The 21,519-nt window shown below is 44.8% G+C and carries 20 protein-coding genes and 1 other annotated feature; of the genes, 4 read left to right on the forward strand and 16 right to left on the reverse strand.

Going from position 1 to position 21,519, the window contains the following annotated elements:
- Positions 1-139 precede the first annotated feature (139 nt).
- Positions 140-1,006, forward strand: coding sequence for a YitT family protein (locus MHH50_RS21780; protein ID WP_081382367.1), 867 nt, complete (start codon positions 140-142; stop codon positions 1,004-1,006).
- A gap of 134 nt (positions 1,007-1,140) precedes the next feature.
- Here the strand turns inward: MHH50_RS21780 and MHH50_RS21785 are convergent, their stop codons facing one another.
- The 5 genes from MHH50_RS21785 to MHH50_RS21805 form a co-directional block, all read right to left on the reverse strand.
- Positions 1,141-2,394: an aspartate kinase gene (locus tag MHH50_RS21785; protein WP_036682855.1), complete on the reverse strand. Its 1,254-nt coding sequence runs from the start codon at positions 2,392-2,394 to the stop codon at positions 1,141-1,143.
- Between the two features lie 193 nt (positions 2,395-2,587).
- Positions 2,588-3,136, reverse strand: coding sequence for a dihydrofolate reductase family protein (locus MHH50_RS21790; RefSeq protein ID WP_340033375.1), 549 nt, complete (start codon positions 3,134-3,136; stop codon positions 2,588-2,590).
- 147 nt (positions 3,137-3,283) lie between these two features.
- Positions 3,284-3,841, reverse strand: coding sequence for an elongation factor P (gene efp, locus MHH50_RS21795; RefSeq protein ID WP_038572538.1), 558 nt, complete (start codon positions 3,839-3,841; stop codon positions 3,284-3,286).
- 46 nt (positions 3,842-3,887) lie between these two features.
- On the reverse strand, positions 3,888-4,958 hold the full coding sequence (locus MHH50_RS21800) for a Xaa-Pro peptidase family protein (RefSeq protein ID WP_036682862.1): 1,071 nt from the start codon (positions 4,956-4,958) through the stop codon (positions 3,888-3,890).
- A gap of 74 nt (positions 4,959-5,032) precedes the next feature.
- On the reverse strand, positions 5,033-5,524 hold the full coding sequence (locus tag MHH50_RS21805; protein WP_036682865.1) for a YqhR family membrane protein: 492 nt from the start codon (positions 5,522-5,524) through the stop codon (positions 5,033-5,035).
- Between the two features lie 156 nt (positions 5,525-5,680).
- Here MHH50_RS21805 and MHH50_RS21810 point away from each other — a divergent pair, with 156 nt between their 5' ends.
- Entirely contained in the window at positions 5,681-6,679 is a 999-nt protein-coding gene (locus MHH50_RS21810) for a DUF1385 domain-containing protein (RefSeq protein ID WP_036682868.1), read from the forward strand.
- Between the two features lie 7 nt (positions 6,680-6,686).
- Positions 6,687-7,025: a hypothetical protein gene (locus MHH50_RS21815; RefSeq protein ID WP_036682871.1), complete on the forward strand. Its 339-nt coding sequence runs from the start codon at positions 6,687-6,689 to the stop codon at positions 7,023-7,025.
- 87 nt (positions 7,026-7,112) lie between these two features.
- Here the strand turns inward: MHH50_RS21815 and MHH50_RS21820 are convergent, their stop codons facing one another.
- The 3 genes from MHH50_RS21820 to mntR all read right to left on the reverse strand — a co-directional run bounded on the left by MHH50_RS21820 (position 7,113) and on the right by mntR (position 10,507).
- Positions 7,113-8,042, reverse strand: a complete 930-nt coding sequence (locus MHH50_RS21820) for a patatin-like phospholipase family protein (RefSeq protein ID WP_340033376.1) — start codon at positions 8,040-8,042, stop codon at positions 7,113-7,115.
- Positions 8,043-8,130: 88 nt separating this feature from the next.
- Entirely contained in the window at positions 8,131-9,819 is a 1,689-nt protein-coding gene (locus MHH50_RS21825) for a family 10 glycosylhydrolase (protein WP_076278403.1), read from the reverse strand.
- Between the two features lie 262 nt (positions 9,820-10,081).
- Positions 10,082-10,507, reverse strand: coding sequence for a transcriptional regulator MntR (mntR, locus tag MHH50_RS21830; protein ID WP_036682880.1), 426 nt, complete (start codon positions 10,505-10,507; stop codon positions 10,082-10,084).
- A gap of 193 nt (positions 10,508-10,700) precedes the next feature.
- Between mntR and splB the strand changes: the two genes are divergently transcribed.
- The gene (gene splB, locus MHH50_RS21835) at positions 10,701-11,777 is read left to right on the forward strand and encodes a spore photoproduct lyase (protein WP_076278404.1); all 1,077 of its coding nucleotides are present in this window, start codon (positions 10,701-10,703) and stop codon (positions 11,775-11,777) included.
- Here splB and MHH50_RS21840 read toward each other — a convergent pair.
- The 8 genes from MHH50_RS21840 to MHH50_RS21875 all read right to left on the reverse strand — a co-directional run bounded on the left by MHH50_RS21840 (position 11,774) and on the right by MHH50_RS21875 (position 21,332).
- The gene (locus MHH50_RS21840; RefSeq protein WP_076220439.1) at positions 11,774-12,487 is read right to left on the reverse strand and encodes a cytochrome c biogenesis protein CcdA; all 714 of its coding nucleotides are present in this window, start codon (positions 12,485-12,487) and stop codon (positions 11,774-11,776) included. The genes splB and MHH50_RS21840 overlap by 4 nt on opposite strands.
- Before the next feature lie 136 nt (positions 12,488-12,623).
- Positions 12,624-13,427 (reverse strand): metal ABC transporter permease, encoded by an 804-nt coding sequence (locus tag MHH50_RS21845; RefSeq protein WP_036682884.1) that lies wholly within the window; start codon positions 13,425-13,427, stop codon positions 12,624-12,626.
- 371 nt (positions 13,428-13,798) lie between these two features.
- A complete protein-coding gene (locus MHH50_RS21850) occupies positions 13,799-14,548 on the reverse strand; it encodes a metal ABC transporter ATP-binding protein (protein ID WP_036682888.1) in 750 nt (249 codons plus the stop codon).
- Positions 14,549-14,582: 34 nt separating this feature from the next.
- Positions 14,583-15,572 carry a zinc ABC transporter substrate-binding protein gene (locus MHH50_RS21855; protein WP_280775955.1) on the reverse strand — a complete coding sequence of 330 codons (990 nt, stop codon included), beginning with the start codon at positions 15,570-15,572 and terminating at the stop codon, positions 14,583-14,585.
- 212 nt (positions 15,573-15,784) lie between these two features.
- On the reverse strand, positions 15,785-17,797 hold the full coding sequence (metG, locus tag MHH50_RS21860) for a methionine--tRNA ligase (RefSeq protein ID WP_076278405.1): 2,013 nt from the start codon (positions 17,795-17,797) through the stop codon (positions 15,785-15,787).
- Between the two features lie 47 nt (positions 17,798-17,844).
- Positions 17,845-18,105 (reverse strand) — a binding site (T-box leader).
- 40 nt (positions 18,106-18,145) lie between these two features.
- A complete protein-coding gene (gene yidD, locus MHH50_RS21865; protein ID WP_036682893.1) occupies positions 18,146-18,409 on the reverse strand; it encodes a membrane protein insertion efficiency factor YidD in 264 nt (87 codons plus the stop codon).
- A gap of 2 nt (positions 18,410-18,411) precedes the next feature.
- A complete protein-coding gene (locus MHH50_RS21870; RefSeq protein ID WP_036682896.1) occupies positions 18,412-18,873 on the reverse strand; it encodes a transcriptional repressor in 462 nt (153 codons plus the stop codon).
- A 224-nt stretch (positions 18,874-19,097) separates the two neighbouring features.
- Positions 19,098-21,332, reverse strand: coding sequence for a copper amine oxidase N-terminal domain-containing protein (locus tag MHH50_RS21875; RefSeq protein WP_076306153.1), 2,235 nt, complete (start codon positions 21,330-21,332; stop codon positions 19,098-19,100).
- Positions 21,333-21,519 lie beyond the last annotated feature (187 nt).

Here is a 21,519-nt window from a genome sequence, read left to right on the forward strand (position 1 = left end):
ATAAATATAATCAGTACGATAAAATAATTTTTACGAACGCCTTCATCTGTGGTATCCTTTTTAATTGGAAATATAGTGAGTTTATATTTTCAAAAAAAGGCAAACTAAAAAGACATAAGAAAAAGAGGGGATTTGTGTCATGCACGTACGAAATTACGGGCTACCGCTCAGCATGCGGTCCGTAGTCAGACCAGTAAGAGAAGCGGCAATCATTATTTTTTCAGCTTTTTTAGTCGCCGCAGGGATGAGATTATTTCTAATTCCTCATCAACTGCTAAGCGGCGGGGTAGCAGGGGTGGCTTCAGTCATCGGGTATGTAACTAATCCGAAGTACATCTCAATCATTTATTTTGCGATAAACCTTCCTGTTCTGATCTGGGGATTTATTGCAGTGGGGAAAAAGTACATCTTACTAAGCATGCTTTCCGTTTTAGCTACCACCTGGTTCATGACAATTATTCCTGCGGTAAAAGTGACCAAAGACCCGATTTTGGCTAGTATTTTTGGCGGCGTAATTATTGCTGGCGGGGTTGGATTTTCTCTCCGTGCCGGGGGTTCATCTGGAGGATTTGATATATTAGGCTCGATTATTACACGTAAGCGGGATATTCCTATTGGGAATGTACTCTTCGTAATGGATGGGATCGTTATTCTGAGTTTAGGCTTCTTTAAAAGCTGGGACTCAGCCTTATACGCTATGCTCTGTATTTTTGTGAAAAGCAGAGTGGTTGATATGATTCATATTCGTCATGTTAAGCTAACCTGCTTCATTGTTACCAAGGAACGGGATAAAATGCTGAATCGTCTTAGAGAGCTGCCTCATGGCATCACAGTAGTCAACGCAGAGGGCGGTTACAGTCACGAGGGCAATACAATGCTGATGACCGTAACGACCCGCTATGAGCTGTCAGAGCTGCGTAAGACTATCCTTGAGACGGATCCAAGCTCTTTCGTCAATGTACTTGAGACTGTTGAAATTCTAGGCCGGTTTAGACGTTTAGGATAAATACCCATATAGATGTAAAAAGGAACGCTGCATTCAAACCTGCAGCGTTCCTTTTCATTTATTGCTGATGCCCAAAAAGGAGACCCCGTAGCTAAATAGCTGTAGGATCTCCCTTTTTATTGATTGAACGGCTCTTAACGACGATCCTTAGGACCACCAACAAAGGCCTGCTCAGTTGTATCCAGATTATAAGCGGTGTGAAGCGCCTGAATGATCGATGGCAAATTGCCGGATTCGATTACACAAGAAACCTTAATCTCAGACGTGCTGACCATCTTAATGCTTACGCCCTCTTGGGAGAGCACATCAAACATTTGAGCCGCAACACCAGGATGGCTAACCATACCCGCGCCAACAATAGAAACCTTAACGAGGTTATCCTCGGACGTTACTTCACGGTAAGGTAAAGTTTTATGGATTTCTTTAATGACTTCCTTCGCACGGTCCAGTTCATCAAGTGAAACTGTAAATGAGAAGTCAGCCTGCTCATTCTGCACACCACTTTGTACTATGATATCAACGTTTACGCCTTCTTCAGCCAGCTTACCGAAGACTTGGGCGAGTACACCCGGTACATCAGGTACTCCTAGAATACTGACACGTGCTACATTCTTATCATAAGCAATCCCACTAACTACGACTCCTTGCTCCATGCTTGCTTCCTCCTTCACAACAGTACCTTCATTATGATTAAAGCTCGATCTAACGACCAGCTTAACTTGATGACGCTTAGCATACTCCACTGCACGCGGATGTAGTACCGCCGCTCCCAGATTGGCAAGCTCTAGCATCTCATCGTATGAGATTTCGTTCAGCTTGCGGGCTGTTTTCACAATGCGTGGATCTGTAGAATAGATACCATCAACGTCGGTATAAATCTCACATACATCTGCTTGAATAGCAGCCGCAAGGGCTACAGCTGTCGTGTCCGATCCTCCGCGGCCCAGGGTAGTGATCTCACCATCCAAAGTCATCCCTTGGAAACCGGCAACGATAACGATCTGTTCGCGTTCCAAAGACGCTACTACACGGTGTGGATCAATATCATTGATACGAGCTCTACCGTGGGTTTCGTCTGTACGGAACCCGGCCTGCCATCCTGTATAAGATACTGCATTCCGCCCGATCCCATGAAGAGCTATGGACAAAAGAGCAACGGAAATCTGCTCTCCTGTTGTCATCAGCATATCCATTTCACGTGCAGGCGGCTGCCCGTTTAATTGCTTCGCCGTATCGATCAAATCATCTGTTGTATCCCCCATAGCAGATACAACTACAACGCAGCGATGTCCCTCATCCTGCTTGTCTGCGATGCGCTTGGCAACACGTTGCATGCGTTCTGTGTCGCCGACGGAGCTGCCTCCGAATTTCATAACATAAAGTGACAAAGTCCCACTCACTCCCCATATCGGTCTATGTAGTTGCTTCTAATCGGTTTCCCGCTTTAAACCAGTATAATACGAAAATAGCGTAATGCGTTAATGATTTCATTAAAAAATTATTGATTTTCCAGAAGCTAACAAAAAGATAAGGTCAGCTTCAAGACACTAGCTGACCTCATTTCACTCGTCTTCCAGTTTTTTATTGAGAAGCTGGTCGATAAGTCAAGGCCATCACTCCAGAACTGAATCTTTTGGAGTCCACTAGCTCCAAAGTCTTCTCTTCACCAACGTTTTCGAACAGGCGCTGACCGCTACCCAGCAGAATCGGGAAGACCAGAAGCTGATATTCATCGACAAGGCCAAGCTGCATCAGGCTCTGCGCAAGCGTACAACTGCCAAAAACGAGAATATCTCTCCCCGGCTGCTCCTTCAGCTTGAACACCTCCTGAGCAAGATTGCCCTTGATCAAGCTTGAATTGCTCCATGTTGTTTCTTCGAGAGTTGTGGAGACTACGTACTTAGCGTATCCATTCATCATTTCACCGTACTCACCTGTCTGCTCAACCATATTTGGCCAAGCCTCTGCAAAACCTTCGTAGGTTGTCCGTCCTAACATTAGAGCGTCAGCAGCTTTCAGTTCAGCAAACTTGAAATGCTCCTGTTCTTCACTTCCGAATGAGAAGGTCCATTGTGGATTTTCCATAACACCATCAAGGGATATGAACTCAGATATAATTAATTTTCTCATATGCGCCTCCTTCTAATCCTTTAATTCGTAAGTATAACATTCCACACCCATACTGTTCCTCATGTATCCTCGTTTATATACCAAAAACCCCCCACCGTAATAACGGGGGAGGCTGATTGGTTATAAGTTCGGCAAGTATGATGCTTCCTACGCGCGGGAGATATATTTACCTTCGCGAGTATCAATAAGCAACACATCTCCTTCATTGATGAACAGAGGAACTTGTACAGAATGACCTGTTTCAAGCTTGGCCGATTTAGTAGCGCCTTGAGCAGTATTTCCCTTCACACCTGGCTCAGTTTCAACAACCTTCAGCTCTACGCTGGTAGGCAGGTTAATCCCAAGGATTTCACCTTGGTAACTGATGATGTTTACAGTCATGTTCTCTTTAAGGAAGTTCAATTCCCATTCAAGCTGCTTGCTGGACAATTCGAATTGGTCATAAGTTTCGTTGTCCATGAAAGCATGCTCCGATCCGCTTGCATACAAATATTGCACGCCACGGTTCTCAATAATAGCACGGCCAATAGTTTCACCAGCACGGAAAGTACGCTCAACAGTGTTACCATTGCGCAGGTTTTTCAGCTTAGAGCGAACGAACGCAGCACCTTTACCTGGTTTAACGTGCTGGAAATCAAGAACGGTAAAAATATCACCGTCCACCTCTACGGTCAAGCCTGTCTTAAAATCGTTTACTGAAATCACTAAAAATCCCTCCTGAATTCGATAATTAAACTACTACTTTTCTTACTTACAGTACTGTATATTCTTTGGACGAATGGGTCAGCAGCGATATTCCGCTCTCGGTGATCACAATATCGTCTTCAATACGTACTCCGCCAATCCCCGGCAAATAGATACCTGGTTCTACAGTAACGACCATTCCCGGCTGCATGATATCGTCACTCAGCTTGGACAAACGCGGCCATTCATGAACTTCCATTCCAAGTCCATGACCCGTGCTATGTCCAAATTGATCACCATATCCGTAGCTAGCGATGATATCACGTGCCAGTGCATCACATTCCCGTCCAGTCATACCCGGTTTGATATGTGCCAACGTATGTAGCTGAGCTTCCAGCACAATATCATAGATTTCTTTCAGCTTCGGATCTGGAGCTCCGAGTGCAATGGTACGAGTCACATCTGAGCAGTATCCATCGAGTAATGCACCGAAATCAAGCGTAATAAATTCATTACCTTGAATTACACGGCTGCTTGCTACGCCATGCGGCATGGACGAACGTTCACCTGAAGCAACAATCGTATCAAACGATGACGCAGTTGCCCCGTGGGTACGCATATAGAATTCCATTTCCAAATCGACGTCTCTTTCAGTCATGCCTGGTTTGATCACATTCAGAATATGATTGAATGTAGCATCAGCCAGATCAGCTGCACGTTGCATAACAGCAAGCTCTTCAGCATCCTTGAACATACGGAGGTCTTCCACGGCTTTGGAAACTGGAACTAACACTGCCGGCTTAAGGGCTTCCGCATATGAGGTATAAGCGCTGAATGAGACATCATCCTGTTCGAAACCAACACGTACCTCACTGCCTGTTGGCAGCAACTCGCGTACTGTATCAATAAATTTAGGACCATGCTCTACAACCTTAACTCCTACCGCTTGATCCGCAGCCTGTGTCATGTACCTGAAGTCAGTTAGCAGATAACAATCATCGCTTGTCACCAATACATAACCGGACGATCCGGTAAATCCACTTAAATAGCGGCGGTTATAACCGCTGGTTATCAACATTGCTTCCAATCCTTTATCCTGCAAAACCTTACGCAGCTTGGAGACGCGCTCGTTACCCATTTTCATTCTCCTCTCGAAATAGCCACATTGTATTTTAACATAGGGATATCCCCTTGAGAAGTTTTTTCGAGCCGTTAGGCAAGTGCAGTCGCTTGCTCACGCTTTCGTTCGTCGGTATACTCAATCGCCGCTGTGTATCCAATGAACATCCCCCAAAGTAAAAAAAGGCAGAACTCACTAATCACAGTGTTCCACGGCAGCTTAAAAGGCGGCTGCATAAGAAACATTTGCGAGCCGGGAATAAATATAACTACCCACCACAAAACACCATAAACCAATCCTGGCCAAGGTCCCTTCAGCTTGCGCAGAATAAGCACGTATAGCAGTGAGGCTATCACTGAAAATAAGATGAAAAACAAATAACCCACGAGATGTCCATACATTGTTGTCAGAAAAGTATGTTTAAAAAACGGCTCTGCTAAATAACCAGGACTAACCTTGGTAAAGCTGAACCAGTAGATTAACCAGTGCAGCCCTCCCCAAATCAAACCTGCGAAAAAACCTAATTCGAGCGCAAAAAACCAAATATTAGTATGATCTGATTGTTGTTGATGTGATTTGCTCATAGAATTGCCTCTCTTTCCGTATTTTTAATACCGATTTGTCTCTCCTTGTCCATATAAGGTAGTATGTGCAGCAAAAGGCGATCCAACTAGTAATGTCTTCAAAAATTAGTTACAATGTATTATATAAATCATATTAATTACGGGAAGGTGAATTGGTTGTCCCAGGAAACTCCCAGCTATGGCGGCCAAGCCGTCATTGAAGGCGTCATGTTCGGCGGCAAGCATATTAATGTAACAGCCGTGCGACGAAAGAATCAGGAGATTACATTTTTGGAGGTGCCAAGAAGCGATAAGAGCTGGGTCACTAAACTGCGCAAGATTCCGCTGCTTCGCGGCCTTGTCAGTATTATAGATGCCAGCGCCAAAGGCTCTAAGCACTTGAACTATTCGGCTGAATCCTATGCCGAAGATGAATTGGAACCCGAAGAACTGGCGAAAGAGAAAGCTAAGCCGAAGAAAAAGGACGAAGGCTGGAGCCTCGGAATGATTTTTGGCGTTGCTGTAATGGGTATTCTCTCCTTCTTATTCGGAAAGCTCATTTTTACGCTTGTACCAGTATTTGTCGAAGATTTTTTATTCAAGAATGCATTTGATAACTATGTACTGCACAACCTCATAGAAGGCGGCATTAAAATGGTTCTCTTGCTGGTCTATTTATGGGCGATTTCGCAAACACCTGTGATCAAGCGGCTATTCCAGTATCACGGTGCGGAACACAAAGTCATCAGCGCCTTTGAAGCAGGCGAAGAGCTGACTGTCCAGAACGTTCAGAAATATAGCCGTCTGCATTACCGCTGCGGAAGCAGTTTTATGATGCTGACGATTATCCTCGGCGTTATTATTTACTCCGTAGTACCCTGGGATAATCTTTGGGAACGTGTGATCCAACGGATTATTCTGCTGCCTGTCGTAATCGGTGTTTCGTTTGAGGTTCTGAAGGGTACCAACGCAGTAAGAGAAATTCCAGGTCTCAAATACTTGGGATACCCTGGACTATGGCTGCAGCTGCTCACTACCAAAGAACCAAAGGATGATCAGGTAGAAGTATCCATCGCCTCTTTCAATCGTATGCGTGAGCTTGATGCAGAGATTGAAGCCAGAGGATATACGGAGGCAAGTGTGTCAGGCGGCATATTGGATCCTGCGAAAGGATGAGTGTCCTATGATCAGGCATGCTTTAATTTTTTGGATTTCAGTAATTCTTGCAATATTCGGTTTTGTGATTGGAGTCTTGACTGAGCCTTTCTATACGCTGTCGAAGCTGATTCTCCCCTTAGTACTGTTAGCGATTATCTATTATGCTTACAAAATGGGACCAGGGAAATACGCTCGCAGCAGTAATGGATCTAGAATCAAAGTCAAACCTTCGCAGAAAACCATGACCAAGGTTGCTGGGATTCGCAAGACACAAGCAGCACCAGGCAAACGTAAAAGTTATCCCTTCCAAGTCATCGAAGGAAATAAAGGGAAAAACGATGATCAGCTTCCGAAGTACCATTAACTAAATAAAAACAAACACCAAAAAGCATCTCCACGTTTCAAAATAACGTGTGGGATGCTTTTTTTCTGATATTATAAAGCTTGCTTGTTATCTGGGGCGCCACTCCTTAAAGAAGTCTTCCCCTGCCTTCAGTCCGGCGGCATACAATTCGTCGCTTTGCATCTTCGTAATATTAAATTGGGTCGTGCCGATACCAAGCGTTGGGATGGTTACCGTGCGGACATATTTATCATCTTCAATATATTTCTCATCATGAGCAGACAGCATGGTGCTTACCATAGCTTGCAGCATACTGAACGGCCCCCTAATCCTGTGGGGCTGCGGGTCGGTTTTACCTACTGTTTGATACCCTACCGTAGGGATTCTTTTCCCCCTCACTTTACTATTCTCATTCATCCCGTCAAATAGCCATAAAGGAAAATTGCTTAATAACCCTCCGTCCACAACGTATACAAATTGCTCAATAAAAGACTTCCCTCTCGCGGACTGTCCATTTAACCTGAGCATCACTGGATCAAAAAAATAAGGAATACTGCAGCTCATTCGCACAGCCTTAGCCACCTCAAAATGTTCAGGAGAGATTCCATACTGTTCCAACCCATCTGGTAAGACCAATATCCGGCCATTGGTAATGTCAGAAGCAATTATAGATAGTTTGCCTGGAGGCAGATCACGAAAAGTGATAATTCCCTTTTTTAGCAAAAGCGATCTCATCCACGATTCCAAGGCTTCACCCGAATACAATCCCTTCTTCAATAACACTCGCAGTGCAGGACCTACCCAAGCCGTATTATAGATGGGAGCTCGCTTCATAAACGATGAAAAAGAAGTTCCTTGGATCATCCGACTCATTTCCTCGCCTTCATAACCCGCAGCCAGTAAAGTCGCTACAATCGCGCCTGAGGAGGTTCCAGCGACCTTTTTAAAGGTTCGCCCCGCCCTTTCCGTGGCTTCAACTGCTCCAGCGAGAGAAATCCCTTTTACTCCCCCTCCTTCAAACACAGCGTTAATCTCCATACACAAAAATCCCCCGTTTCCCATAGATTCTATTGCTTATCTATGAGCACGGGGGAGCATTCATGACTCCTTATCTAGAACAGTTATCTTATTTGGACTGAAAATAAAAGGTCAGCAAATTTGATAATCCAAACGGATTGCGGACTACAATGTCATTTGCTCTGAACATAATACTGCCTGCAACCTCTTTATATTTCTCATTATATTTAAGCTGGTTGATGATTTGGTCGCCACTTTGCCATTCTGCTTTCTGATCACTTGCTCCAACCTTATAAGCAGCTTGCCCAATATAGAGCTTAACATTCGTATTCTCTACCTCTTTAACCCACCAATCTACTAGCTTATCATAACGGGCAGTGCTAAAGGACAGACTCCAATAAATTTGCGGTGCGACATAGTCAATCCAGCCTTGCTTGATCCATGTCCGAACATCGGCGTACATATCGTCATAAGCGGTAACTCCAGCTGTGGTATCCGAACCTGTGCTGTCTTTTTTGATATTACGCCATACACCAAACGGACTAATTCCATAAGAAACCTTCGGTTTCACCTTATGAATCTGTTCTCCCAATTGACGGACGAATTCATTAATATTATCGCGGCGCCAATCCGCCTTAGAGGACAGGTTCTTCGTGTTATAAGTCTTATAAGCAGTATCATCGGCAAAAGATACACCTGAAGGATAGAAATAATCATCCAAATGGACACCATCTACATCATAGCCTTTGACGACCTCCAACACTGTATCGATAATGTGCTGGCGGGCTGCTGGGATCCCTGGATTGATGTATTTTTTACCTCCTGCGTCTACAATCCATTCCGGATTTGACTTAGCCACATGATTACTTGCTAATGCGGATGTAGAAGCATCCGTTGTCGCGCGGAATGGGTTGAACCATGCATGGAACTGCATACCGCGTGAATGTGCAGCGCTGACCATATAGCTCAACGGGTCATATCCCGGATTTTTTCCTTGTGTGCCGGTCAGCACCTTAGACCAAGGAACAAGAACAGAAGGGTACAGGCTGTCTGCTGAGGTTCTAACCTGTACAAAAACAGCATTAAAACCAACAGCTTTTAGCTTGTCCAGCAGATTATCAAATTCTTGTTTTTGTTTCGCTTCGTTACCTGCAGAAGCTACTGAAGGCCAGTCCAGATTAAATACTGTAGAGATCCAGGCTCCCTTCATCTCCTTGTTAGCCGACGCACCAGGGATACTTGGAACTGTTGGCGAGGTCGGTTTTGGAGTCGCTGTAGGGGCTGGGGTCGGCGTTGGCGTTACGACTGGAGTCGCTGTAGGTACTGCTGGTGTTTCCGGATCAGCAGCCTGCGGCGGCTCTGTATTAGAGTACAAAGAAATATGTTTGGTTGCCTGATCCCAGATAACCTGTAACCCCAATTGCTCACTTACAAAACGAAGCGGCACCATAACCCGTCCCTGCTTAATCTGTACTGAGGTGTCGAGGGCTACAGAAGCATTATTAACTAATGCACTTTTCTGGCCACTGGTCAGCTTGATCTCTGTATCTCCTTGCGTGATTGTAACTGTCTTACTGCTTTGATTCCAAACTACTCCAGCACTCAACCCTTTACTAATGACGCTAATTGGCACCATCGTTACATTCGAAGCTGTGATATACGGCGGCACATCACTTGCCAGCGCCTCGCCATCCAGTTCAATGGTAATCTGCACAGCTGCCGCACGTGCCCCAGGAGACCATAAAGGCAGAAACAATACTAATACTAGCAATCCCAACATCCATTTACGATAATTCATAATTCCTCCCCAAATCTAAATAATATGTATCCTATAAAAAAAGAAAAAACGGATCAATCCTCCAAGTTGATGTACCGATTCCACCCTTCAAAAGAGTGGTATCAGTCTCAGCCAGAAAAAGGACTTATCCGTTTTGACGCTAAAAACTGGGAAAGGTTGCACTAAACAAAATAGAAACGGCTATACCATCTAGTAGTTTATGCTCACCAAAGCCTTGCTGGGCATAACTTTAAGGACGATATCCGTTTCGGGAAAAAACATTTCAAGAATCGCTTGCCAGTTCATTGTGAATAGCATATAAAGTCTGCAGACGTTCTTCATCGCGGCGGAAATATTCCACCAACGTTTCGATACGTGTAATCGAATCCCAACTCAGGTGGTGCTCGATCCCTTCAACATCATTATAGATAAATTCCTGCTGTACTCCGATCAAACCGAGGAATTCTTCCAATAGTTGATGACGATCAACAAGACGTTTCCCTACTTTTTTCCCTTTGTTGGTTAGGACAAGCCCACGATATTTCTCATAGATGAGATATTCGTCCTTATCCAGTTTTTGGATCATCTTGGTCACAGAGGAGGGGTGTACTTCCAGTCCCTCGGCAATATCCGAGACCCGCGCATAACCTTTCTCATCAATGAGCTTATATATGCGCTCCAAATAATCCTCCATGCTGGGTGTTGGCATTAAAATTTACCTCTTTTCTATAATGAACCTGGCGCCGAGCCAAACCTTGCTCTAACAATGATACATGTTTCTAACGCCCCTTGGCAAGTCCTTCAAGAGAACATACTGCGGAGTTACCCATGATTGCCATGCTTCTAATGAGACTCAGTTAGGCATAATAAACGTACTCATCTTTCAGAAGGAGCGTGAATTCATGACTATAGTGACACCTGAGACCCCTCCCGTAAAGAGAACCAGAAAAGCTACAGCCCTTTTTGTCCCCGAGCTTGTTTTCTTCGAGCCGGATGCTTTAAATTACCCGAAAGGTGAACGAATTATGGAATGGGTGAAGGCTAACAATATTCCCTATCGCATGACTACATCGCATAACCGTATAATGAATTTCCCGGGTGACACAGAGGTCGAGCAATATAAAATTGCCAAAAGAACACTTGTAGTCGGTCTTCGCAAAACCTTAAAGTTTGACCAATCCAAACCCTCCGCAGATTATGCAATTCCGATCGCAACTGGCTGCATGGGTCACTGCCATTATTGTTATTTGCAGACTACTTTAGGGGCAAAGCCTTACATTCGTGTATATGTAAATACCGAAGACATCATTGACGCCGCCAAAAAATATATCGAGGAGCGCAGCCCTGAAATCACGACTTTTGAAGCAGCCTGTACCTCAGATCCGTTAGGACTGGAGCATATTACCGGGTCTCTGTCCGAACTCATCACATTCATGGCAGCGGAGCCCCTTGGCCGCCTGCGCTTTGTGACCAAATACCAACATGTTGAACCTTTACTCGATTTGCGGCATAACGGACATACCAGAATTCGTTTTAGCGTGAATGCTGACTATGTGATCAAAAATTTCGAGCCTGCTACCTCGCGGTTTGAAGAGCGAATTGAAGCGGCTGGAAAGGTTGCCCGCGCCGGCTATCCACTGGGCTTCATCATTGCCCCAATTATTTGGTATGACGGCTGGCAGGAAGGCTATGCGGAGCTGCTGGCCAAATTAGCCAAGACCCTTCCTCCGGAAATCGGAAAAGGTCTAACCTTTGAAATGATTCAGCACCGATTCACCAAAACAGCCAAGACTGTAATTGAGAAACGTTACCCGAAATCTAAACTAGAAATGGACATGGAGAAACGCAAAAAGAAATGGGGCCGCTGGGGACAGAACAAATATGTCTATCCGGATGAACAGCAAACCGCCCTGCGAGAATTTATCACAGAGCGGATTTTTGAGCATTTTCCGGAAGCAGGTATTGATTACTTCACCTAAAAAATCAGCCAATCCGGCGTTACTCCTTGTAGCCACACTGTGATCCTGAACATTTGATCCGTGAACAGCAAAACACCCATAAATACCATAAGTATGCCGCCAATCTTCATCAGCAGATTCGAATACTTGAGGATACGCTTCACTCCGCCTAGGAAAAAGGCTAAGAGAAAAAATGGCAAAGCAAATCCGATGCTATACGCGGTAATCAATGTAAACCAAGTGCCTGGGTCGCTTGCCGAAAGAGCAATAATTGCCGTCAAAATCGGCCCGATACAGGGTGACCAACCCGCAGAAAAACCAATTCCGAAAATAAAGGAGCCCACATAACCCGCCGGTTTCCATTTTAAATCAAGCTTACGTTCACGAAGTAAAAACTGCGGCTGAAAAATCCCAAGCAAAAACAAACCCATTACAATAATTAGAATCGCCGACAATTGCCGGATCAGATCACGCTGGCCATTAAAGAATTGCCCGAATAACCCAGCCCCAAAACCAAGTGTGTAAAAAACTGCAGAAAAACCTAATATAAATGCCAATGTATGAGTTAGGGTGCGTATACGAACCTCTTTAGAGTTGCTGCCTGATTTTAATTGTTGAACGGATAACCCGGTAATGTACGATAAATAAGAGGGGTACAGCGGTAAACAGCATGGCGATATAAACGATGCCACCCCTGCGGCTAAAGCAATTCCTGCATTGATATTAGACAAAATAGCGGCTCTCCTTCCGGCATTCGAGTCACTTCATGGAGCTGCTTATGGCTCCTTTTTTTCGCTTATCGTCCTTACAAGGACACCGAAGGCGTTTATGCTTGCCTAATGCGATACCGATTACTTAATTCGCTGTTTATGCTGGCAAACCCTTTTTACCGATCAAGGTTAATACCAATAATGATATGAGCAAAAGCACAATAGTTGCACCGGGAGCCAAATTCCAGACTCCAGCTACCACTAGTCCGCCTACAACGGCAATCTCCGAAATAATAACCGCCAGGATGACCGAGGATTTAAAGCTACGGGATAGCAATAAGCTGATTGCGACCGGAATAGTCAACAAAGCAGATACCAACAGCGAGCCTACGATCTTGATGGCTGTGCTAATCACAAGTGCTGTCAGAATGGTGATCAGCATGTTAAGCAGTTTCACCGGAAGCCCGCTTACACTTGCTGCATCCTCTTCAAAGCTAAGCAAAAAGAACTCTTTGAAGAACATCGAAACTACCACTACAACAGCTATAGTCACTATGCCTACCACGATCAAATCGGTATTATCGAGCGTATAAATGCTGCCGAACAAATAACTCATTACGTCTGCATTATACCCTTTTCCTAAGGTGAAAAAGAGTGAAGCCAACGCCACTCCGCCCGACATTATAATGGCAATCGACAGCTCCGCATAACTCTTATAAGCCTTGCGAAGCTTTTCAATCGCGAAGGACGCTACCACTGCAAAGATAAGGCCTGCGCCCAGCGGATAAAATCCTGTTAGAAAACCGAGCGCCACCCCCGCTATAGTAACATGAGCCAGCGTATCACCAATCATGGATAATCGTCTAAGCACAAGAAAAACGCCTATAAGCGGCGCTGTTATACCAATCAGCAGTCCGCCCGCAAGCGCCCGCTGAAAAAAATCGCTAAATAGTATTTCCAACTTAAACTCTCCTTCATACAAAACTCAAACCATTTTAAAGCCTTTTTCAAACCTTTTTCAAACCTTTTTCGATCCCTCCCAAACCCTCCCTTCCAAGGGAGGGCCCCAAGGGCTCTGCCCTCTGGACACCCGTTAAGTGCAACTAGCGTAGGAGTTAGTGTTACTGAACATAGTTAGGTCGGGGAAAGATCGCTTTCGTCCCTAAAGGGACACGCTTGCAGACTGGGCGGTGCTTAGATAAGAGAAAACAAGAAATAGGAACAAGGTCGAAATACTCCTAGTAAAAACCCTGTCTACTGACTAACTTCCACACGCAAGTTATGTATGCACTGAGAACAGAGGCAAACCTCTGCTCAGAGTTTAATTATGACTTAAGAGAGCGTGTGCTGCAGATTCTCTTCTGTGCAATTCTGGAGATCATGTGAGTGGCGGGAGTAAAAGTTGATTTTACCATTCGTCTGCACGGGCTCATGACCTAAATAATTTTTGATCATGTCGATATCATGCGACACCATCAGGAAGGTCATATGATGATGAGCATGCATATGGGTAATTAATTCAAAGAATCCCGCTTGCGATTCGGCATCAATACCCACCGTAGGTTCGTCCAAAATCAGCAGGTCAGGATGGTTAATCAGCGCCCGAGCCAGAAAAACACGCTGCTGCTGACCGCCTGACAGCTGGCCTACTCTTTTCTCCGCGATATCTTGTATCCGCATGACTTCAAGTGCATCCTCACATTGACGATGCTGAGCCTTAGATACTCTGCGGATCAGATTCTTGTTATTATATAGACCTGACAGAACTACTTCACGCACCGTTGCTGGAAACAATGGGTTGAAGGCATTCTTTTGCGGAACATACCCGATCCGTTCCCAGTCTTTAAACTTGCGGACAGGCGTTCCGAATAATTTAATTTCACCACTGCTCGCTGGAAGCAAGCCAACGATCATTTTCATCAATGTTGTTTTACCAGCACCATTAGAACCAATGATACCAAGGAAATCTCGTTCTCTTACACTATAGTTAAGATTCGATATCACCTTCTGTTCCCCATATGAAAAAGAAAGATCCTGTATATCGATGATATGCTGATGGCAGTCCAAGGATACCGATTGCATGCTTAAGTACCGCCTTTCCCTTATACTTTCCTTATTATTGTAAGGCCATAATCAGATTTTGCAAATTTTTCTCCATCAGAGTGAAGTAATTATCGCCGTTCTTCTCTTGCTCCGCAGTAAGTCCCTCTACCGGATTAAGCACCATAGTGGAAACGCCCGCTTCGGCGGCCAGAGTCTTAGCCAGTTTATCGGAGACAAGCTCTTCAAAAAAGATATACTTAATCCCTTCATCTTTTACCATTTTCGCAAGCTTCACTAAATCCTGTCCGCGCGGCTCAGCGTCTGGCGAAAGTCCCATAATCGCATGCTGATCCAATCCATAGTCACGGGCAAGGTAAGAAAAAGCCTGATGCGATACTACGATCTTATGGTTGGGCAGCTTAGCAAGCTCCTCTTTGAATTTACTGTCTAACGCCTGCAAACGTTCCGCAAGCTTATTGTAACGCTCTTCATAACCTTCTTTATGCTCAGGATCCACGGACTGAAGGCTTTCTTTAATATTCTGAGCCATGACAATGGCTGATTTTGGACTTACCCAAGTATGCGGGTCTGTATGCAGGCTGTCTCCTGAGGCATTACTGTTATGATCCGTGTCCTCATTTTGATGAGACTCTTCCTCACTTGCCCCATGATCATGCCCGTCATCTTCATCGGTCATGATATAATCAATACCTTGACTTACTTCAACCGCCTTAACTTTACTGCTGCTATCAAGGCCTTTTAAAAAGTTAGGAACCCAGCCTTCTAAGCCTGCACCGTTATATAGAAATAGCTGTGCCTTAGAAGTGTTGATAATATCTTGACTGCGCGGTGTCCAATCATGTGGCTCCACACCCACTGGAAGCAGGTTAATAGCATTGATATCTTCCCCGCCAATCTCCTTAGCAAACTCGTAAATAGGATAAAAGGTTGTAACTACATTTACTTTCCCTTCAACTATACTTCCACTGCTCTTAGGTCCGCATGCACTTAGTGTAAATACAAGTACCAGTGCAAGGACGAGCAAACTTATACGTGATTTCATTGCCGCCATTATATTGATCTACCCCTCAAATCGTAAATTTTACTATTAGTAGTATAATAGTAATCGTTACGATAAGTCAACAAAGAAACCTCACTCAGAAGAAAGACGGTATCGTCCTTTATAAAAAAGAAATGCTCCCACAACCAACCCGGCTGAAGGAGCATTCCCTTGTTCAAGCAACCTCATTAAAAAATTTCTACAACAGTATTGTCTTATTTCACTACTGCTCCGTTTGGCATACTGTCCGGCACGGTAGCGATCGTTAGCTGGTCATCTTTAGAAGCCGCCAAAATCATCCCTTGGGACAACTCCCCACGCAGCTTCACCGGTTTAAGGTTTACGATACAAATCACTTTACGTCCCACCAGCTCTTCCGGTGTATAGAATTTCGCGATACCAGAAACCACTTGACGTTGTTCATAACCCAGATCCAGTTGCAGCTTCAGCAGCTTGTCAGCTTTTTTCACTGGCTCTGCAGCAATAACCTGGGCTACCCGCAGCTCTGCTTTAGCGAAATCGTCAATGCCGATTTCCTCTTTATGCTCTTCCACTGGCTCGGAGTCCGCAGCAGTAGGAGCAGCCGCTTCCGCCACTTCAGCCGCAGCTTTACCAGCGCCCATAGCCTCGGCAATATAAGCTACCTCTTGCTCCACATCTAGACGTGGGAAGATTGGATTGCCTTTCACCAGCTTTGTTCCTGCCGGAATCAGGCCAAAGGTCTTACCGCTATCCCAAGTCGTTAACTCACCAGGCTCAATACCCAGCTGTTCCCAGATCTTTGCTGGTGTTTGTGTCAAGAACGGCTGCAGCAGGATTGAAGCGGTACGCAGACCTTCCACCAGATGTCTCATCACTGAAGCCAGCTCGGCGGTTCTATTTTCATCTTTGGCAAGCACCCAAGGTTGTGTCTCATCGATATATTTGTTGGTGCGGCTAATGAATATTCCGATAGCTGTCAGCGCCACGGAAAACTCCATTTTTTCCATAGCTTCTTCTACTTTGGAATAAGTATTCTCAGCCGCAGCTTGAAGCTCACCATCAAATGCTGTTACATTTCCTTCATATGCCGGAATCTCGCCTGCAAAATACTTTTCAACCATAGCCCCTGTACGGTTCAACAGGTTACCAAGGTCGTTGGCAAGATCATAGTTAACCCGGTCTACAAAGCTTTCCGGTGTGAACGTGCCATCCGAACCAAACGGTACTTCGCGCAGCAGGTAGTAACGTAATGCATCCAAGCCATAACGATCAATCAGTGTCACAGGATCAACTACGTTACCTTTAGATTTCGACATTTTTCCATCTTTCATGAGCAACCAGCCATGGGCAAATACCTTTTTCGGAAGGGGTTCACCAAGCGCCATCAGAATGATCGGCCAGTAAATGGTATGGAAACGAACGATTTCTTTACCAACGATGTGTACATCCGCAGGCCAGAACTTGTCATACAAGGTGCGATCCTCGGAACCATAACCCAGAGCAGTAATATAGTTAGTCAAGGCATCAATCCACACGTACACGACATGCTTCTCGTCGCCCTTAACTTTTACGCCCCAATCAAAGGTTGTACGGGAAACTGCAAGGTCTTCCAGTCCGGGTTTGATGAAATTGTTAATCATTTCGTTCTTACGGGATTCCGGCAAAATAAACTCTGGATTCTCCTCGTAAAATTGCAGCAAACGATCCGCATATTTACTCATCCGGAAGAAATAACTTGCTTCCTTCACCAGCTCAACCGGGTGGCCGCTATCTGGGCTTTTTGCACCAGTAATCACACCGTTGTCATCACGCACTATATCAACTAATTGCGTTTCTGTGTAAAAGGTTTCATCTGGGATACTATACCAGCCTTCATATTCACCTTTATAGATGTCTCCTTGCTGCAGCAACCGATCAAAAATATCCTGTACCACTTTTTTATGACGCTCTTCCGTAGTACGGATGAAGTCATCGTTCGAAATGTCCAGCTTACGCCATAGCTCCTTAATACCAACAACAATGTCGTCTACGAACTGCTGAGGGGTCTTTCCTGCTTCCTCTGCCTTCCGCTCGATCTTTTGTCCATGTTCGTCTGTACCGGTTAGATAACGCACTTCGTAGCCGCGCAGACGTTTGTAACGGGCCATTGCGTCTCCTGCCACGGTTGAATAAGCATGTCCGATATGTAGCTTGTCACTTGGATAATAAATTGGTGTCGTTAGGTAAAACGTTTTTTTCTCACTCATTCAGTAATCATCCTTTCTTATTAAAAAACAAAAAACTCCCGCCCCCATAATGGGGCGAGAGTATAACTCACGCGATACCACCCAAATTTCCTGTCTCTTCACAGAGCGCAGGCTTCGCCAGTTCCCTCGCGGGAACTGTCCATTAACGCTGGATCACGCTGTTATCTTACGTGAACCACAATTGCAGTTCCCGCTCGAACACAGTTCCTCCCGGACCATATTCAATCTAACGCTCCATACCGGATTTCAGCATATTCCGGCTCTCTGTAATGGACGTAACGATTTACTTATCCGTTCTTCGGAATTCATACTATTACTTGTGAATATACCCAATGGTAAGGCCCCATGTCAAGTCGCAGGGGCAGAATCCTTCTCAGCAGATTCATCTTGAAGAGGCGGCACAGGATCAAGTCCTCCAGGATGAAAGGGATGACATCTGGCAATCCGCTTAGCTGCAAGCCATGAGCCTTTCAATGGACCATGGACTTCAATGGCTTCCAGGGCATAGGCAGAGCAGGTTGGATAGAAGCGGCAGGTTGCAGGTTTAATAGGGGAAATGTACCTGCGATACACCCGAATAGGCGCCTGAATCGTTCTGCGTAGGGTCACCATTTCTAAAGTCCCTTTTGTTTATCTGATGCTGCAACTAATTCTTCTTCCCGGTTCTCTTCACATTCTTTGCAATAACCGAACACCTCAAATTTATGCTTGACTACCCGGAATTGATCGGGTGTATCCGTTAAATTCATCGGGCAGAAATTAATCGGGTAGGTCTTTTGGCATTGAAGGCAGATCATATGATGGTGATGATCCTGATGATTGCAGCTTCCCTTGAACTTCACTCCGTCTTCAAAGACAATCTGTTCAAGCACACCAAGCTCTTCCATTACACGAAGATTGCGGTACACCGTATCAAAGCTAAGTCCGCTATACTTACGGCCCATATGCTCATATACATCCTTCGCTGACAAATATCCCTTATTCTCGCCGAATAACTGGGCAAGCGTTTTGCGTTGGTCGGTGATTCGCAGTCCTTGCCCCGACATGACTTCTAATATTTGTTCTGTCGACAGCATACGCTCATCTCCCATAAGATCAGATCAGTTCATTTATATTTCACTCTCTTAATAATGCCCCAAAATAAATGCCCCGTCAATGAAGCACCATGAAGCGCCCCTACGCAACCTCTGAATTATTATATTTAAACAAAAGCCCGGCTGCGTATTCCTTTACGGAATATTCAGCCGGGCCTTTATTGTAGATAATTCCCCAATAGAGCTTATAGGGATATTCCTATTTGTTATTTCTTTGCTGGAAGTGGAGTGATGAGGAAATTGACCGGCAAGTTACTGCCTGAAGCTGCTGTGAACAAAATCTCCACAGAACCTCCATACTCACCACTACGATAAACCACACTGTTCATGTCAGCGTTCGAGAGACTTCCCACGCTTGGCATATGCACGATTTGGTTATTAACCATAACCGGCCCCATATAGTTACCGCCACGTGGATTAAACGTAATCAATGAGTTTGGTGCAACATTTTCGAATCTGATCTTGTATAATACCCCGAAATTACCGGCATTGGATGCTTCCGTACCTGCCATTGGGTCTACGCCAGCCAGGTTCTTATCACTGTAATTATCGCCTAGCAGAAGTTTTGCAGGAGTTTTTCCTACCTCATCGGTAACCGTGATAATACGAGTAGAATCTTCGTAAGTTCCCCGATTATGCACTCCGTCTCGATCCAGAACTGGAAGTGTTGGAAGTGTAGTCAGTGGATCTTTATTCGCATCAATCAACATGACATTATAATCGATTGGATAATCACTAAATAAGTCCGCTTGAAGTGAAACAATTTCACTTGGTTTCATAGCAATTTGGTTTAGATCGGTCAGAATTGAGACACTTTCCCCTGGTTGCAGAACAATCGTTTTATAATGCTCATTTGTAAGCATAGATTTCCAATAACGTTCTACAGACATTTTACCAGTACCTTCAGGATATGTGCTTGGGCCTGCAAAGCCCACATATTCGGTTGTAAGCGTCGTTGGGTACAAATTGTTATTCGTAGCAATCACATACACTTTAGCTTTAATATTCAGGTTATTCTTGTGGTGAATCAAGAAGCGGGTTTTACCCAAAGAAGTCTCACGGTAAGTAACACCTTCTGTATACACCGTTTCTGGGCTGTTGCTGCGAATTAGTTTATAAGGCTCGGAAGAAAGATTATAAGCTACTTGCTGCCAAGTAGGAACCATCGATCCATCGATGCTAAACACACTGCCCGGAGATGCAAATAATCTGTTGAAATCTTCTTTACTGTACAAGATTTCATCCGAAATATTAACGGTTTTCTCAAACGTGCTGATCGCGCCATGTGAATCTTTTACTTGGACAGCAATTGTCGCTGGACCCGGAGTAAAGAAAGCCTCGGCCTTGTTCGTCCAAGTTACGGTAATTTCATCACCATCAGGATCGCTACTTAGATCGGTATAAGTAATCATTTCACCCATCTTGTATGAATCCTTGTCTGTAGTGAAATTAGCAACTGGAGGTGTATTAGGTTTAAGCACTGTGATGGTCATGGTGTAAGGATCACTCCACTGTTGATTCGCATCCATTACGGAATAGGTTACTACATAATATCCTGGTTGATCATAGATATCCTGCTTGTTACCTCCCCAGCTTTCATCCACAATAGCTACACCATTTGGTGACGAGCTGGAGGTTACGAAGGTCACTGGTTCACCGGCGTAAATTTCAGTTGGCACTGTGAAGGAAGCTTTAGGCTTGTTGTTTAATGTAAGGATTACTCGTTTTTGCACATTATCAACAGTATATGGAATGCCCAGTGCCCCAGTTATGGATGTCAATGGAACCATGAAAGTCCCCTTGTATTGGTAAGCTGGACCTTTCATCGTCTTCTTCTCACCATTAACTGTATAGACCTTGCTGTCGGTCTTAAAGCGCATAACGTCGCTTCCCTTGGTAACAATGGTTTCTTTCGTTTTATAATCATAAACGTATTTCACGCCTACACGTTCTACCATAGCCCGGATCGAAACGTAGGATACGCCGTTTTTCACTGCCATAGGCTGATTAGCTAAATATTCCTGGCCGTTCTGATACATTTTGTTGCTGTTCATCATAAGAATAAGCTGACTGTTAGCCGCAGCACGAGCACCATCTGTTGTTGTAGGTTCTGTAGTAACTCCAGGTGTTGCAGTCGGAAGCGGTGTTGCAGTAGGTGCAATTGTTGCTGTAGGTTCAACAGTAGCCGTAGGATCAACTGTCTCTGCAGGAATTGGAGTAGGTGTTGGTGTCGGTGACACTACTCCTCCTGGCGTCTCCGTCGGCAATGGCGGCAATGGATCAGTAGATTCTGGCATTACCTCCGGCGCAGCTGAAACAACTGTCCCAACTACAGTAGTATTACTTGGGGTATTATTGACAGCTTCAGCAAAAGCCGGCACTGCCGCGGCGGCCTGAGATACGGCCAAAACAGCAACTAACGTTAACTTTTTCAAATCCATGATATAACTCCTCTGCTCCTATTTGTAAATATAAGTAGGTCTCTGTCTTTTTCATACTCCTCTTATATTCCCCGCAAAATGCTGCCACCCACGGTAGGGCGGCAAAAAGCTTTTGCCACGATCGTCATAACAAACATAGTATTAGACGCATGCCACCATAAAAAGTTTCATTATTAAGTAAAGAAAG

This window comes from Paenibacillus sp. FSL H3-0302 (assembly GCF_037982245.1).
GTDB lineage: Bacteria > Bacillota > Bacilli > Paenibacillales > Paenibacillaceae > Paenibacillus_AQ > Paenibacillus_AQ odorifer.

What these genes read in the sequence shown, in the direction of transcription:
- metG (WP_076278405.1), bottom strand. Translation starts at nt 17,797, where the DNA reads ATGAGTGAGAAAAAAACGTTTTACCTAACGACACCAATTTATTATCCA.
- MHH50_RS21790 (WP_340033375.1), bottom strand. Translation starts at nt 3,136, where the DNA reads ATGAGAAAATTAATTATATCTGAGTTCATATCCCTTGATGGTGTTATG.
- MHH50_RS21855 (WP_280775955.1), bottom strand. Translation starts at nt 15,572, where the DNA reads ATGAAATCACGTATAAGTTTGCTCGTCCTTGCACTGGTACTTGTATTT.
- yidD (WP_036682893.1), bottom strand. Translation starts at nt 18,409, where the DNA reads ATGGTGACCCTACGCAGAACGATTCAGGCGCCTATTCGGGTGTATCGC.
- MHH50_RS21875 (WP_076306153.1), bottom strand. Translation starts at nt 21,332, where the DNA reads ATGGATTTGAAAAAGTTAACGTTAGTTGCTGTTTTGGCCGTATCTCAG.
- MHH50_RS21850 (WP_036682888.1), bottom strand. Translation starts at nt 14,548, where the DNA reads ATGCAATCGGTATCCTTGGACTGCCATCAGCATATCATCGATATACAG.
- MHH50_RS21820 (WP_340033376.1), bottom strand. Translation starts at nt 8,042, where the DNA reads ATGGAGATTAACGCTGTGTTTGAAGGAGGGGGAGTAAAAGGGATTTCT.
- splB (WP_076278404.1), top strand. Translation starts at nt 10,701, where the DNA reads ATGACTATAGTGACACCTGAGACCCCTCCCGTAAAGAGAACCAGAAAA.
- MHH50_RS21780 (WP_081382367.1), top strand. Translation starts at nt 140, where the DNA reads ATGCACGTACGAAATTACGGGCTACCGCTCAGCATGCGGTCCGTAGTC.
- MHH50_RS21870 (WP_036682896.1), bottom strand. Translation starts at nt 18,873, where the DNA reads ATGCTGTCGACAGAACAAATATTAGAAGTCATGTCGGGGCAAGGACTG.
- MHH50_RS21815 (WP_036682871.1), top strand. Translation starts at nt 6,687, where the DNA reads ATGATCAGGCATGCTTTAATTTTTTGGATTTCAGTAATTCTTGCAATA.
- MHH50_RS21825 (WP_076278403.1), bottom strand. Translation starts at nt 9,819, where the DNA reads ATGAATTATCGTAAATGGATGTTGGGATTGCTAGTATTAGTATTGTTT.
- MHH50_RS21800 (WP_036682862.1), bottom strand. Translation starts at nt 4,958, where the DNA reads ATGGGTAACGAGCGCGTCTCCAAGCTGCGTAAGGTTTTGCAGGATAAA.
- MHH50_RS21805 (WP_036682865.1), bottom strand. Translation starts at nt 5,524, where the DNA reads ATGAGCAAATCACATCAACAACAATCAGATCATACTAATATTTGGTTT.
- mntR (WP_036682880.1), bottom strand. Translation starts at nt 10,507, where the DNA reads ATGCCAACACCCAGCATGGAGGATTATTTGGAGCGCATATATAAGCTC.